Here is a 14,283-nt window from a genome sequence, read left to right on the forward strand (position 1 = left end):
CCGATGTCGAAGACCACCCGTGCCACCCAGGCCCTCACCCGCGCCGGCATCCCCCATACCGTCCACGCCTACGCGTACGACCCGGAGGCGACCCGCATCGGCCTCCAGGCGGCGGAGGCGATGGGCGTCCCGCCGGGCGAGGTGTTCAAGACCCTGATGGCGGCGGTCGACGGCAAGCCGGTCTGCGTGCTGGTGCCCTCCGACCGGGAGGTGTCGCTGAAGAAGCTTGCCGCCGCCTTCGCCGGCAAGTCGGCCGCGATGATGCGCCCGGCCGAAGCCGAGCGGCTGACCGGCTACCATGTCGGCGGCATCAGCCCGCTCGGACAGAAACGAGCGGTGCCCACCCTGGTCGACGCGGCCGCGCTCGGCTTCTCCGACATCTTCGTCAATGGCGGCCAGCGCGGGTTGCAGGTGCGGGTCAAGCCCGCCGACCTGGTGCACGTGCTCCAGGCCCGGACCGAGGCCGTGACCTGACGGAAACGTCACCTTAACCATGTTCCGCCAAGGCTCGGTCCGGCAAGATCGGAGTGGGGGCGGGCTTATGCGGTATGGCGTGGGGCTGGTCGCGGGCGTGGTCGCCTTCGGCTTGGCCGGGCCGGCGGGCGCGGCCGACATGCCGGAGCCCGGATACTGGCCCGCACCGCGGGCCATGCCCGGTCCCGTCCCGCCGCCGCGCTACTTCCCCCGCGGCGACAGCGACGCGTCGCCGACGACGCGGGGCGATCCCGGCTGCCAGGTCTTCGTGCCGACCAACGCGCCGGGCGATCCCACCTATGTCGGCTCGCCCTTCGGCATCGGCAAGCCGAGCTATTACGGCTTCCCCCCCCGCGCGGCGTTGACGATCCGTACGGACGCCGGCTTTCCCGGGGATGCTTCTAGGCAGATTTCGCCGAAACGGCTGCCGGTTCGGCGAAATCTGCGATGAAACAAGAACCCAAGCGGGCGAAGCGTCGGCCTGCCAACGCAAGTCCGCTTGGAATCGCACTGGCCGGAAGATCGGGGCGCGGTTCTCCGCGTCCGAGGCTTTGCCGCACTCGGCTCGGCGGTTAGACCAGTCGGGCCGTAGCCGGATCGCCTCCCATGCCCCGCATCGCCTGCCTTCACACGATCGCCAGCAACGTCGCCGTCTTCGACGCGGCGTTGCAGGAGACCGGCCTGACCGGACTCACCCTTCACCATCACGTGCGCGCCGACCTCCTCACCGCCGCCGAACGCGAAGGCCGGCTCACGCCGGCCATCGCCGCCGAGACCGCGGCGCTGCTGCGGGATCTGGCCGCGGAGGCCGATGCGGTGCTCCTCACCTGCTCGACCCTGGGACCGGCCGCGGAGGATGCAGCGTCCGACGCGGCGGTGCCGGTCCTGCGGGTCGATGCGGCGCTTGCCGCCGAGGCGGTGAGGCAGGGCGGCCGGGTGGTGGTGCTCTGCGCCGTCGAGACCACGGTCGAGCCGACCCGGCGCCTGTTCGAGGCCGCCGCCCGGGCGACGGGAGCGGAGATCGCCGTCGAGGTGGTCCCGCGGGCCTGGGAGGCGTTCAAGGCGGGCGATGCCGACCGCTACCGGGCGCTGGTCGCCCGCGCCGCCGACGCCGCACGGGCGGGCGGCGCGGCACAGGTCGCCCTGGCGCAGGCCTCAATGGCCGGCGCCGCAGGCCTGCTTCCCCCGGAGAGCCGCCCCCTCACCAGCCCGACGGTCGGCCTCGCGGCGGCGATCGCCGCGTCCCGGGCGGGATAGCCCGTCCGCCGGTCGGACCGAGCCGGCCGACGGCACAGGAGCGGGCCGGTCGAAAAGGCCCTTGACCCGGCCCCTGCGGCCGGTCCGAGGGAGGACAGGTTCGACCCACCGAGGTGAGCCATGACCCCGTCGCGAAAACCGCCGCCCCGTTGCCTCACGCCTGCGCAGGCCAGCGCCACGCTCGGCGTCTCCGCCAAGGCCCTGCGCCTCTACGAGCAGCACGGGCTGCTCGCGCCCGACCGGACGCGCACGGGCTGGCGCTGCTACGACGCGGCCGCGATGGCACGGGCAGCCGAGATCGTCGGCCTACGCCGTCTCGGCTTGAGTCTCGCTCAGGTGGCCCGCGTGCTCGACGGGGAACCGCGCGATCTGGATGCCGGCCTCGCGGCTCATGAGGCCCGCCTGAGCGAGGCCGGCCAGCGCGTAGCCGCCACCCTCGCCCGCCTGCGGTCGCTGCGCGCGGATCTCGCACGGGGCTGCGTTCCGACGCTCGCGGCGGTGACGCGGACATTGGCCGAGAGCGCCCCCCTGCCGATCGGCTTCCCGTTGCCCTGGCCGTGGGACGGCGAGTGGTTCGCCCTTCCCGACCTGCCCCGTCTCGCCTTCCTCACCGGGCCGCTCGGCAGCGGCAAGACCCGCTTCGCGCGACATCTGGCGGCCGCCCTGCCCAACGCCGCCTTCCTGGGCCTCGACCGCCTGCACGATTCCACGGTAGCCCGACGCCTGGCGGAGGACGGGTCCCTCGCAGGACGGGTCGAGCACCGGTTGGCGTGGCTCGTCGAGGACGGGGCGGACAGGTCGGAGGCCTTGACCGCGCTCGTCGTCGCACTGGAAGCCGACGCCCCCGCATCGCTCGTGATCGACATGGTGGAGGAAGGCTTGAGCGCGGCGACGCAGGTTGCCCTGATGGCGCATCTGCGCGCCCGGGGAACGGACAAGCGCGCCCTCGTGCTGATGACGCGGTCCTCGGCCATCCTCGACCTCGATGCCCTCGCACCGCAGGAGATCGTCATCCTCTGCCCGGCCAACCACGGCCCACCCCTGCTCGCCGTGCCGCACCCGGGCGGGCGGGGCTACGAGGCCGTGGCGACCTGCATCGCGTCGCCCGAGGTCAGGGCTCGCACGGCGGGGATCGTCGCCATGCGTCGAGCCTGAAAAACCTCTTCAGCCCCCGGCGGGCGGGCCGGCCGGTGCCGCGCCGCCCTCCCCGCGCGGCACCATCCGCGCCCGCGTCCCCTCGTCGAGCACGGCGCGGATCGCCGCCGTCAGCGGGTGGCGGGCGGTGTGCCTGGCACCGTAGGCGAGGTTGAAGGCGTAGTCGAAGTCCGGCGGGTTGCGGCCCTGGTTGTGCTGGAGGATCGTCTCCAGCTTGTCGAAGCCCTTGGCCAGGATCGCTTCCGGCGAGGTGCCGGCCTCGTACTCCTCCCACAGGCCCAGGATCTCGTCCCGGCGCGCCGGCGGCAGGGTCGCCGTGAGGGCGAGGAGGTCCCGGCGTTCCTGGGGGCCCTTATCCGCCGCGCGGGGGTCGGTCGCCGGGATGTCGCCGCCGATCGCCTCGCCGAGGTCGTGGACGAGGCACATCCGGAGGAGCTTGTTGGCGTCGATCCCGTCGACGCCGTCGGTCAGCACCATCGCCATCAGGCAGAGCCGCCAGGTATGCTCGGCCGTGCTCTCCTGCCGGCCCGACGCGGTCCTGCCGCTGCGCAGGGTGCTCTTGAGCGCTTCGGCCCGCCGCAGGAAATCGAGCGTGCCGGCGAGTTCGTCCGGGGTCACGGGTGAAGAACCTCCTCGCGCGGCGCCGCCCCGACGGCGATGCCGGACCAGTGGCGTGCATGATCCGGCCGGGAAGGGCAACCGGGGAGCCGCCGGGGCGCATGCGGCCTCCACGGCGCCGGGCCCGCCGTCAGAGCCCCAGCCGCTGGACCCACTCGCCGAGCTGGTGGCCGGCCCCGGATCGAAGCGGCTCGACCACCCGGCGCACGGCCACGTCGCGCGGCAGGCAGCCGTAGCGCCGCTTGAAGGCACGGCTGAAGCTTCTCTCGTCCGAGAAGCCCGTCGCGTAGGCTACGCTCGAGATCCGCGGCCGCCCGCCATCGGGCGGGGCCGTCAGCAGCCGCATCGCCTGGGCCAGGCGGCAATGGCGGATGTAGCTCTGGACGCCGTCATCGGCGGCGAACTGGCGGTACAGCGTCGCCCGCGACAGGCCGAATCGCGCGCAGATCATCTCCGGTCCCAGATCCGGGGAGCCCAGGTTGTCCTGGATGAACGTCCGGACGGCGAGACCGATGCGGCGCTCCGTGACGGCGGCATCCCCCGAGGGATTCGGGAGTGCGGTGGCACAGAGCGAGGCCGCCGCCTGGGCGAGGCCCGCCGCGCGCTGGATCGTCAGGTCGCCGCAATGGGCCACCACCTCGGACAGGTAGGAGCCGAAGATCTGCGCGACCCGGTCGCTCGCGGTGCCGAACACGCTGCCGTGCAGGCTGTCGATGTGCGCGGCGCGGTCGCCGAGCACGACCCGGGGCACGAGGATGTTCGTCGCCGTCACCGCCGACGACGTGATGGCGACCGGCTGAGCCAGGTCGTAGATGACGAAGTCGGACGGGCCGATCTCGACCTCCGCCCGGTCCGTCCGTACCACGCCGGTGCCGCGCCGGTAGAGCTGGATCAGGACATGGTCGACGCCCTGGCGCGCTGCCATGCGACCGCTCCGCTCGAGCATCTGGGCGGGAGCCGAGACCTCTCCGACAAGGATCGAACCGAGATTGTAGCTGCGCATCCCGATCTCCGGGCCGGCATGCGTCTCCGGCACCGGGCGCACGTCGAAGATCGGTGCGAGGTGCTCCGTCCACGCCTTCCAGGCTGCAGCCGGGTCGAGGTCCGGCGCGAATCGATCGACAGGAATACCCGACATCGGGACCGCTTGTATTCGAGGATGCAGGAACGATCATCTCTCGCCTGGACGCCCATGACCTGACACGATTGCTCGCGAACTGGATGTGCAGGATCACGGAGGCGACGACTTATCTGCAACTCGATTTATCCAGCCGATTCCGCAGCGACAAGCGCGTTCGCTGACAAATTTTGCGACGATCTCGCCGGTCATTGAGACGACGCGATCGCGAATCCGGGCTGATCCGGCGGCGGGCCGGCCGTCGGCCCGGTCCCCGTCGGGCGCTCTCCGAGGATACGGAGAAGCGGCGAACCGAATCGCCCCGGATTTCCCGGAGGCTCCAACTTCTGAGAGGATGGAGCCATGACGAAGCGAACGGCCTCCGAAAAACCCGGAGCGGTTCAATGCACCATCATGCCAACGTCGGCGACCAAGCCTTGGATCACGGCCGCCGTCGCGCTCTAGGCCTCCGCCGGGACAAGCGGCCCGTGCGCCCTCGGCTGCGCCGGGCACAATCCGAGATAGACCCGCCGGATATCGTCCCGGGCGCGCAGCTCCCGGGCGGGACCGTGCAGGACCGATCGGCCCGTCTCCAGCACCACGCAGCCATGGGCGTGCCTGAGGGCGAGGGCGACGTTCTGCTCGGCGACCAGAAGCGTCAGGCCCTCGGTGCGGTTGAGACCGACGAGGATGGCGTAGATCTCGTCGGTCACCTTCGGGGCGAGACCCATCGACGGCTCGTCGAGGACGAGGAGCCGGGGCGCCCCATCAGCGCCCGGCCGATTGCCGTCATCTGCTGCTCGCCGCCGGACACCAGGCCCGCGGGCAACGCGCGTTTCTGGGCGAGGCGCGGGAACACGGCGTAGACTCGATCGAGATCCGTGCGCAGCGCGGACCGTCCCGAGCCGCGGCCGAGCCCGCCCGCGATCAGGTTCTCCTCGATGCTGAGGCTGCGGAAGCAGTGTCGCCCCTCCAGGACGCTGATGAGGCCGCCGCGTACGAGCGCATCCGTGCGGGTGCGCGCCACGTCCCGTCCGGCATAGATCACGCGGCCGTCGGTGATCCGCCCGCCGGAGGCGGGCAGGAGATTCGCGATGGCCCTCAGCAGCGTGGTCTTGCCGGCGCCGTTGGACCCGGCAAGGGCGACGATTTCCCCTTCGCGCACCGTCAGGTCGATCCGGGACAGGGCGCGAACACCGCCGCCATAGATCGCCCCCAGGGCTTCGACGCGGAGCAGGTCCCGGTCCGGCGAGGCGGTCACTCGCGAACCACTCACTGGCGAACGGCTCACTTGGCCTCCGCCGCGGCACGTTGGCCGGACCGGGCGTCCGCCTGCTCCTCGGCCGCGCAATCGCGCGGGGTCAGGCCGCGCTCCTTGGCGTAGGCCGCCGAGGAGGCCTCGATGATCGGTCGCAGGGTGGCCCAGTCGGGCTTGATCCAGTCGGAGACGACGGTCCACTTCGCGCCGTCCCATTGCTGGAACGTGACGCGGCCCTCGCCCTCGTGGTTGGCGCAGGTGACGTTGATCGAGTGGAACAGGCCCTTGGCACCCAGAGCGGCGACCCGCGCCTCGTCCAGTCGAAGGTGCTCGAAGCCCCAGCGAACCTCGTCCCCGGTCAGGGTGCGATGGCCGAACCTCTCCTGCGCGATCCGCACGGCCTCGACGTTCAGGATGCCGTTGAGGACGCCGAGGTTGTGGTAGACGCTGCCGATTCGCTTCCTGTCCGCGAGATTGCCCGCGCCCTTGTCGTAGACGGCGCGGACGATCTCCTGAATGACGGGATACTGCGCGCCGGAAGCCTGGGTGGTGATGGCGACGTAGCCCTTGGCGGCATCGCCGGCGGGGATCACGTCCTCCTCCGAGTTCGACCAGACGTTGCCGACGATCCGGTCGGCGGAAAAGCCGGTCTTCTGTGCCGTCTTGAGGGCGACGGGGTTCATGACGCCCCAGCCGCGCAGCACCACGTAGTCCGGCCTGAGGCGGCGGATGGTGAGCCACTGGGATTGCTGCTCGTTGCCGGGATGCGGCACTTCGATCTGCTCGACCTTGAAGCCGTAGCGCTTGGCGAGCAGAGCGTAGATCGGGATCGTCTCCTTGCCGTAGGGCGATCCATGGTAGAGCACCGCGACGGTCTTGCCCTTCAGCTTGTCGAGCCCGCCCTCGCGGCTGGCCAGGTATTCGACGATGCCGGAGGTCTCGCTGTAGGGATTCAAGAGCAGGGGGAAGACGTAGGGAAAGATCCGGCCGTCGGTGGAATCGGTGCGCCCGTGGTTGATCGTGATCAGCGGCACCTTGTCGGCGGTGACGCGGTCGATCATCGCGTAGGCGATGCCGACCGAGAGCGGGTTCCAGGCGGCGATGCCGGGGCGCGACTTCAGCCGCTCGTAGACTTCGACGCCCCGCTCGACCTCGTACTGGGTCTCGCCCTCGCTCCAGGTCAGCTTGACGCCGTTCACGCCGCCGTCGCGGCCGTTGACGAGGTTCAGGTAGTCGATGAACCCGCCGAAGAATCCGGTTCCCCCGGCCGCATAGGGCCCGACGCGGTAGCTCTGCAGCGGGAAGTACTGCTCGTCGGCAGAGGCGCCTGCGCCGAGGGTGAGGAGGGCGGCCCCCGCCAGCAGGGCGCGGATCGGGGTCGTGTGTGACATGACGGCTCCTTCGGGGATGGAGATGGGGGATCGGGGTCAGGCCGGGACGCGCGGGCGACGTCCGAGACGGTCGGGAAGGCGGTCGAGAAGCGCGCAGAGGCCGGCCGGTTCGCGAATCAGCACCGCGACGATGAGCGCGCCGAGCACGATGCGCTGGACCATCTCCAGCGTGCCGGTATCGACGCCGTCGCCGAGGAAGGCGCCGCCGAGCTGCGAGAGGACCAGCGGCAGCACGACGATGAAGCCGGCGCCCAGAAAGGCGCCGCGCAGGGTGCCGAGCCCACCGATGATGACGATGAACAGGATCTGGAACGACCGATCGAGGTTGAAGCCCGCCGGCTCCACGGTGCGCAGATACGCGAAGGCCCAGAGCACCCCGGCGATGCCGACGATGAAGGAGGATAGCGCGAAGGCGAGGAGCTTGGTGCGCGCCACCTTCACGCCCACGATCCGCGCGGCCGTCTCCTGATCGCGGATCGCCACGAGGTTGCGCCCGGTCGGGGAGCGCACCAGGCGCCAGGCGGCGACGGTCAGGAGCGAGACGACGACGAGCGAGACGATGTAGCGGCCGCGGGCATCCTCGAAGGACGTTCCCGCCACCACGAGGCGCGGGGCGTTGATCACGCCGGACGGACTGTCGTTCGACAGCCAGCCGATGCGGTTCAGCGCCCAGGCGACGAAGAATTGCGCAGCGAGCGTCGAGGCCGCGAGGTAGAACCCCCGCAGCCGCAGGGCGGGTAGCCCGGCGACGAGCCCGGCGGCCGCCGCCACGAATCCTGCTCCGAGGATCGCGGCCGGCAAGGGCAGGCCGGGGATTCGCAGGGACAGGTTGAAGGCCGCGTAGGCCCCGACGGCCATGAAGGCCGCCGAGCCGAGGGACAGCAGGCCGGCATAGCCGACGAGCAGGTTCAGCCCGAGGCCCGCGAGGGCCAGCGCCAGGAACGGCGTGAGGATCGCCTCGAGCAGGTAGTCGCCGGCGACGAGGGGCACGAGCCCGTAGGCGACGGCGAGGAGAAGTACGATCCCCACAGGCCCGGACGGGCGTGGGGAGGTTGCGGGGTGCGCCGGCATGGTCATCGGCTCACGCCCTCTCGACGCTGCGCTGGCCGAACAGGCCGGCCGGGCGGACGAGCAGGAGGGCGAGCGCCGCCACGTAGGCGATCCAGCCCTCGATCCCGCCGCCGACGAAGGGACCGAGATAGACCTCTGCCAGCTTCTCGGCGGCGCCGACGATCAACGCCGCCACGATGGCGCCGACGATCGAATCGAACCCGCCGAGCACGAGAACCGGAAGCGCCTTGAGCACGACGAGGGACAGCGAGAACTGCACCCCGAGCCGCGCGCCCCAGAGCAGTCCCGCGACCAGGGCGACGAGGCCGGAGGCGATCCACACGGCCGACCAGATCCGCGGCAGGCGAAGCCCGATGCTGAGCGCCGCCAGCGGGTCGTCGGCCACCGCCCGGAAGGCGAGGCCGGTGCGGGTGTTGCGGAAGAACAGGGCGAGTGCCGTCACCAGACCGCCGGCGATGGCGGCGGCGGCGAGGTCGAACCGGCTCACCAGGACGCCGCCGAGATCGAGCGGCGTATCGTCGATGCCGAGATCGAGCGCGTGCACCTGCGTGCCCCAGACGAGCTGGGCGGCGCCCTCGATGACGTAGGCGACCCCGAGGGTCGCCATGAACAGGGTGATCGGCGGTTGGTTCACGAGCGGGCGCAGTACCGCCCGCTCGACGGCGAGGCCGACCACCGCCATCACGGCGAGCGTCGCCGCGAACGCTGCCGGGAAGGGCAGACCGCGCTCGATCAGGCTGACGAAGGTCAGCGCCGCGAACAGGACCATCGCCCCCTGGGCGAAGTTGAGCACGCCCGACGTCTTGTAGATCAGCACGAAGCCGATCGCCACGAGGGCATACATCACGCCCGACAGCAGACCGCCGACGATGACTTCGATGAAGAAGGCGAGGTCGGGGCTCATGCGGCCTCTCCCTCGCGGTCGTCGAGGCCGAGATAGGCTGCGGCGACCGCCGGGTCGGCCTGGACCTCCGCCGGGGTGCCTTGGGCGATCCGCCGCCCGTGATCGAGCACGGTCACGCGATCCGAGAGGCGCATGACGACGCCGATGTCGTGCTCGATCAGCACGACGGAGGTGCCGAGGCTCTCCCGTGCCTCCAGGATGAACCGGCTCATCTGCACCTTCTCGGTGGCGGTCATGCCGGCCATGGGCTCGTCGAGCAGCAGGAGGCGCGGCCGCGCGACGAGGGCCCGGGCGAGCTCGACGCGCTTCTGCACCCCGAACGGCAGGGTCGCGACCGGCCTGTCGGCCACCTCGGCGATGTCGAGACGGGCGATCACCTCCGCCGCCCGCGCCCGGTGCGCCTGCTCCTCGCGCCGGGCCTGCGGCAGCCCGAGCATCTGGGCGGCCAGGCCTGCCCTCTGCGCGCCGGCGAGCCCGGACAGAACGTTGTCGAAGACGCTCAGACCATCGAACAGGGCGAGATTCTGGAAAGTGCGTGCGACCCCGAGCGCGGCGAGACGCCCGGCCGGGACGGAGAAGAAGGTGGTCTCGCCGATCCGCACGCGGCCGGATTGCGGAGCGTGGAGACCGCTGATCGCATTGATCAGGGAGGACTTGCCGGCACCGTTCGGGCCAATCACCGCGTGGATCTCGCCGGCTGCGACCGTAAGGTCGACGGCCTCCAAGGCGGTCGTGCCGCCGAAGGCCAGCGTGAGGCCCTCGACGGCCAGGATGCCGGGGCCGACCGGCTGCGTGGATCGTCGCGTCATGGCCGTGTCGGGCGGCGGTACCCCCCGCCCGACCGACGAGGGCACCCTGGACGAGGGCAGTGAGGCGGATGAAATCATCGCTCCGTCGGCTTCCCGAACGAAAATGAAGTTGCGCATGCAGGGATCGCTCAAATCTCGGCGCGCCAAGATAATCGAATTCGGCTGATCATGACCATTTAACGATCGATTCAAAGATCTGTCAAAAGAACATAACGCTAATTTTCGCCGAGTTATTGCGCAAGTTTCCCCCAGGAGCCTGGCCGAGAGGAAGGATCCGTCTCCTGCATCGCGGCGGGTCGCCATGGTCCGATCCCGACAGGCGCTGCCTTCGGTCTGAGGTCCGGTTTGCGGGATGTCCTCGCGGAGGGCGTCCGATCCGCGATCCGGTCCCTGCTGTCCCGTCCGGGACGGCGCGGTGCCACGGGCGGCCGGCGGGGAGAGGTCGTGGCCCGCGCGGCGGATCAAATGAGGCGACCGCCCCAGGCGGTGCACCGTGGGCGGTCGCAAGGTGAGGATCGGGTGATCCGGGCCGGGCCGAGCAGCGGAGCGACGCCTGCTTCGACCTCGGCGAGGAATGGCGCGGGATGCTCCGTTTTGCAGCGCCTCAGACGCTGAGGTGGCTCAGGATCCGTTCCCGCGCGTTGCCGCCGACGCCCCCCTCGTCGTCGATCTCGCCGAGCTTGAGCGCGGCCCAGCGGTCGGCAACCTTCAGGGCGAAGTCGAGATTCTGCTCGACGATCAGCATCGCGGTGCCGCTCGCCGCCCGCTCGGCCGTCAGCGCGGCGGCGATGCGGTCGACGACCGAGGGCTGCAATCCCTCGGAGATCTCGTCGATGAGGAGCAGGCGCGGCCGCAGCATCAGGGCGCGGGCGAGGATCAGCATCTTCTGCTCGCCCCCCGACAAGGTCCCGGCGCGCTGGGACAGCCGGCCCTCGAGGAACGGGAAATGGCCGAACACCCGGTCGAGCGCCTCGGGCAGGAGCCTGTCGGAGGCCAGCGCGAGGCGCAGGTTGTCGCGGATCGACAGGTCCTGGAACAGGGGCTGCTCCTGGGGCGCGTAGCCGATTCCGAGGGCCACGAGCCTGGCCGGCGACAGACCTGCAACGGCACGCCCGTCGAGCGCGATCGACCCCGCCCGCAGGGACACCAGTCCCAGGATGGTCTTGAGCAGCGTCGTCTTGCCCATGCCGTTCTTGCCGAGGAGCGCGACGATCTCGCCCGGCCGCACCCGGAGCGACACGCCCTTCACGATCGAGACGGCGCCGTAGCCGCTCGTCACGTCCTCGACGACGAGGCCGCCCGCCCCGTCCCCGACCGCCCCTCGCCCAACGGCCCCTTGCCCACCTGTCACGGGTCTGGTCTCAGGCATGCGCGCCTCCGGCATAGATGGTCCGCACCAGCGCGGAGCCGACGACCTCCGCGACCGTGCCGTCGAGCACCAGCCGGCCCTGGTGCAGCACGACGATGCGCGAGGAGATCTCGCGCACGAAGTCGAGGTCGTGCTCGACCAGCACCACGGCGATGCCGAGATCGGTGGCCAGCCCCTTGAGCACGGTGCCGATCGTGGTGCGCTCGGCCTTGGTCAGGCCGGCGGTGGGCTCGTCGAGGAGGATGATCCGCGGTTCCAGCGCCATCACCATGGCGAGTTCGAGCGCCTGTTTCTGGCCGTGCGAGAGCAGGCGGGCGGGCTCGGCGAGGTGAGCGTCGAGCCCGGTCATCCGCAGGATGTCGAGCACCGGCTGCGGCAGGGCGAGGGTGTCGGCCCGCCGCAACGGGCTCGGGGCCGCGTGGGCGGCGCGGGCGAGCCGCAGGCATTCCGCCACCGACAGGCTCTCGAACACGCTGGCGACCTGGAACTTGCGTCCGACGCCCAGGGCCACGATGCGGTTCGGCGTCAGGCCGGTGGTCGCGGTGCCGGCGATCGCGATTACCCCCGGAACGGCTCGGTGCCGTCGCTCAGGCAGCGCATCAGCGTCGTCTTGCCGGCGCCGTTCGGCCCGACGAGGCTGACGAGCTCGCCCGCCCGGATGGTGAGGTCGATGCTCTCCAGGACGGTCAGGCTGCCGTAGGATTTGGCGAGGCCCTGGACGGCGAGAATCGGCGCGCCGGTCCGCGGGGCCGGCCGTGCGGGACGGGCCGCCAGGCGCGGCGCCGCCACCGGGCGCCGACCGAGCGGCAGGGCCGAGACGGCGCGCCGCGCCACCTCGGCGAGGCCGCCCGGCAGCAGGATGATGATGGCGACGAAGGCCGTCCCGAGGAGAAGCTGCCAGAGGAACGGCAGCTCGCCCGACAGGTTCGCCGCGAGGTAGTCGATCGCGACCGTGCCGAGGACCGGCCCGATCAGCGTGCCGCGGCCGCCGAGCGCCACCCAGATCACCAACTCGGTGCCGAACAGGAAGCCGGCATTCTCCGGCGCCACCACGCCCGAGGCGTTGGCGAAGACGAAGCCGGCGAGGCCCGCGACCCCGGCCAGGACCGCCGTGAGGCCGATCTGGAGGCGCCGCGGATTGAGGCCGAGATAGGCGCAGCGCGCCTCGTTGTCCCGCAGGGCCACGAGCATCCGCCCGGCATCCGAGCGCACCAGGATCCAGGCCGCCAGCGTGACGGAGACGAGGAGGAGGGCCGCGAGACGGAAGAAGCCCTCGATCTCGAGCGGCAGCACGTCGAAGCCGACGAGGCCGCTGCTGGAGCCGGTCCGCTCAGCCCCGGAATAGATGGCTTGCGTCACCACGATCGGCACGACGAGGGAGATGACCGAGGCGTAGAGCGGCGTCGAGCGGTGATAGAAGGACAGCCAGCCGACCGCGAGGCCGAGGAGGAGCGGGGCGAGAACCGCGAGCGCGACGGCCGCCGCCATCCAGTGCGGCGCCCCGCCCTGCGCGGAGAGCAGCATGGCGGTGGCGTAGGCGCCGACGCCGAAGAAGGCGGCCTGCCCGAAGGTCAGGATGCCGGCAAAGCCCCACAGCAGGTCGACCGTGACGGCGAGCACCGCGTAGATCATCGAGCGGGTCAGCACGTTGACCGCGAAGGTGTCGAGGAGGAGCGGCGCGACCCAGAGCGTCCCGGCGGCGAGGAGGGCGACGACGAGCGGGGCCGCCCGCCCGAGGCGGGGGCGGCCGCCGGCCCCCGCGGCGGTGCGGCTGTCGGCCGGAACGGTCTCAGGCACGCGAGAATCCTTTCGGGCTGATGCGCAGCACGAGGGCGGCCAGCACGGCGACCGCGATGCTGCCGAGGACCGGGCTGACGAAGGTGCTCACCAGCACCTGCGCCGCCCCGAAGACGAGGCAGGCCGCCGCGAGCGCCAGGAACGACGTGTCGGCGACCATCACCAGCATGAAGGCACCGATGAGCCAGCCGACGCCCATGGTCGGATCGACGCTGGTGAGCGGCGTGAGAAGCACGCCGGCGAGCGCCGCGAGGCCGGCGCCGATCATGAAGACCACGAGACGCACCCGGGCGGTGTCGAGCCCGAGGCTGCGCGCCAGGGTCTCGTTCATGATCACCGCACGGGCCGAGAGCCCCAGGCGCGTGCGCTCGATCACCAGGGCGAAGGCCCCCCGATGACGAGCGCGGCGAGGAGCGCGACGAGGCGGTAGGCGGAATAGCCGGTGCCGAGGACGTCGACGGTGCCGGACACGAGGTTGGGGTGAGCTGCACGTCGCGCCCGAAGCCGAGGGTGATGAGCTGCCCGACGACGATGCCGAGGCCCCAGGTCGCCAGGATCGCATCGAGGGGCCGGCGGTAGAGCGGGCGGATGATGCAATATTCGGCAAGGCCCCCGAGCGCGGCACCGACCACGAAGGCGATCGGCAACGCGGCCCAGGGGGCGAGCCCGAGCTTCGCCGTCACGACGGCGCAATAGGCGCCGATCGTGAGCCAGGCCCCGTGGGCGAAGTTGATGATCTTCAAGACGCCGAAGACCGCGAGGAGCCCGATCGCCACCACGAACAGGATCGCGGCGGTCGTCAGGATGTCGAGGAGGAGGAGCATCGTGCCATCCGGGTGGAGGGAGGCCGGCGATCGGCCGGACATCGGTGCCGGCGTGAATGGGCCGACCGTATTCCACGCTCTCCGCGTCATCCCGGGGCCGCGTAGCGGAACCCGGGATCCATAAACGCCGAGGTTTCAGAGGAGGTCGAACCGCGTTCCGCCTCGTCCTGCACCGTTAGCGGTTATGGATCCCGGGTTCTCGACTTCGTCGAGCCCCAGGATGACGTGGAGAGATGACG

12 protein-coding genes and 3 pseudogenes are annotated in these 14,283 nt (G+C 71.1%); 5 read left to right on the forward strand and 10 right to left on the reverse strand.

Annotated features, from left to right (window positions below; all coding sequences use genetic code 11):
- The first annotated feature begins 3 nt into the window (after positions 1 to 3).
- The 4 genes from ybaK (at position 4) to F1D61_RS18135 (ending at position 2,886) form a co-directional block, all read left to right on the forward strand.
- Positions 4 to 474, forward strand: coding sequence for a Cys-tRNA(Pro) deacylase (gene ybaK / locus F1D61_RS18120; protein ID WP_203153058.1), 471 nt, complete (start codon positions 4 to 6; stop codon positions 472 to 474).
- A 79-nt stretch (positions 475 to 553) separates the two neighbouring features.
- Positions 554 to 925, forward strand: coding sequence for a hypothetical protein (locus F1D61_RS18125; RefSeq protein ID WP_432443150.1), 372 nt, complete (start codon positions 554 to 556; stop codon positions 923 to 925).
- A 155-nt stretch (positions 926 to 1,080) separates the two neighbouring features.
- Positions 1,081 to 1,731: an aspartate/glutamate racemase family protein gene (locus tag F1D61_RS18130; protein WP_203153059.1), complete on the forward strand. Its 651-nt coding sequence runs from the start codon at positions 1,081 to 1,083 to the stop codon at positions 1,729 to 1,731.
- A 120-nt stretch (positions 1,732 to 1,851) separates the two neighbouring features.
- The gene (locus F1D61_RS18135; protein ID WP_203153060.1) at positions 1,852 to 2,886 is read left to right on the forward strand and encodes a MerR family transcriptional regulator; all 1,035 of its coding nucleotides are present in this window, start codon (positions 1,852 to 1,854) and stop codon (positions 2,884 to 2,886) included.
- A 9-nt stretch (positions 2,887 to 2,895) separates the two neighbouring features.
- Here the strand turns inward: F1D61_RS18135 and F1D61_RS18140 are convergent, their stop codons facing one another.
- The 7 genes and pseudogenes from F1D61_RS18140 to F1D61_RS18170 form a co-directional block, all read right to left on the reverse strand.
- Positions 2,896 to 3,504 (reverse strand): HD domain-containing protein, encoded by a 609-nt coding sequence (locus tag F1D61_RS18140; RefSeq protein WP_203153061.1) that lies wholly within the window; start codon positions 3,502 to 3,504, stop codon positions 2,896 to 2,898.
- 130 nt (positions 3,505 to 3,634) lie between these two features.
- Positions 3,635 to 4,642 (reverse strand): helix-turn-helix domain-containing protein, encoded by a 1,008-nt coding sequence (locus F1D61_RS18145; protein ID WP_203153062.1) that lies wholly within the window; start codon positions 4,640 to 4,642, stop codon positions 3,635 to 3,637.
- 440 nt (positions 4,643 to 5,082) lie between these two features.
- Positions 5,083 to 5,858: pseudogene (locus F1D61_RS18150) on the reverse strand (ABC transporter ATP-binding protein).
- Between the two features lie 50 nt (positions 5,859 to 5,908).
- Complete coding sequence (locus F1D61_RS18155) at positions 5,909 to 7,270, reverse strand: ABC transporter substrate-binding protein (protein ID WP_203153063.1); 1,362 nt, start codon at positions 7,268 to 7,270, stop codon at positions 5,909 to 5,911.
- A 36-nt stretch (positions 7,271 to 7,306) separates the two neighbouring features.
- Entirely contained in the window at positions 7,307 to 8,341 is a 1,035-nt protein-coding gene (locus F1D61_RS18160; RefSeq protein WP_203159136.1) for a branched-chain amino acid ABC transporter permease, read from the reverse strand.
- Positions 8,342 to 8,351: 10 nt separating this feature from the next.
- Positions 8,352 to 9,245 carry a branched-chain amino acid ABC transporter permease gene (locus F1D61_RS18165; RefSeq protein WP_203153064.1) on the reverse strand — a complete coding sequence of 298 codons (894 nt, stop codon included), beginning with the start codon at positions 9,243 to 9,245 and terminating at the stop codon, positions 8,352 to 8,354.
- On the reverse strand, positions 9,242 to 10,054 hold the full coding sequence (locus F1D61_RS18170; RefSeq protein WP_246775397.1) for an ABC transporter ATP-binding protein: 813 nt from the start codon (positions 10,052 to 10,054) through the stop codon (positions 9,242 to 9,244). Before F1D61_RS18170 ends, F1D61_RS18165 begins: the two co-directional genes overlap by 4 nt.
- Between F1D61_RS18170 and F1D61_RS18175 the strand changes: the two genes are divergently transcribed.
- A complete protein-coding gene (locus F1D61_RS18175; protein WP_203159382.1) occupies positions 10,053 to 10,220 on the forward strand; it encodes a hypothetical protein in 168 nt (55 codons plus the stop codon). The genes F1D61_RS18170 and F1D61_RS18175 overlap by 2 nt on opposite strands.
- Before the next feature lie 438 nt (positions 10,221 to 10,658).
- Here F1D61_RS18175 and F1D61_RS18180 read toward each other — a convergent pair whose 3' ends face one another.
- The 3 genes and pseudogenes from F1D61_RS18180 to F1D61_RS18190 all read right to left on the reverse strand — a co-directional run bounded on the left by F1D61_RS18180 (position 10,659) and on the right by F1D61_RS18190 (position 14,044).
- Entirely contained in the window at positions 10,659 to 11,423 is a 765-nt protein-coding gene (locus F1D61_RS18180) for an ABC transporter ATP-binding protein (protein ID WP_203153066.1), read from the reverse strand.
- A pseudogene (locus F1D61_RS18185) lies at positions 11,416 to 13,220 on the reverse strand (ABC transporter permease subunit). Before F1D61_RS18185 ends, F1D61_RS18180 begins: the two are co-directional and overlap by 8 nt.
- Positions 13,213 to 14,044: pseudogene (locus tag F1D61_RS18190) on the reverse strand (branched-chain amino acid ABC transporter permease). The pseudogenes F1D61_RS18185 and F1D61_RS18190 overlap by 8 nt, the downstream one beginning before the upstream one ends.
- Positions 14,045 to 14,283 lie beyond the last annotated feature (239 nt).

Source organism: Methylobacterium aquaticum (assembly GCF_016804325.1).
GTDB lineage: Bacteria > Pseudomonadota > Alphaproteobacteria > Rhizobiales > Beijerinckiaceae > Methylobacterium > Methylobacterium aquaticum_C.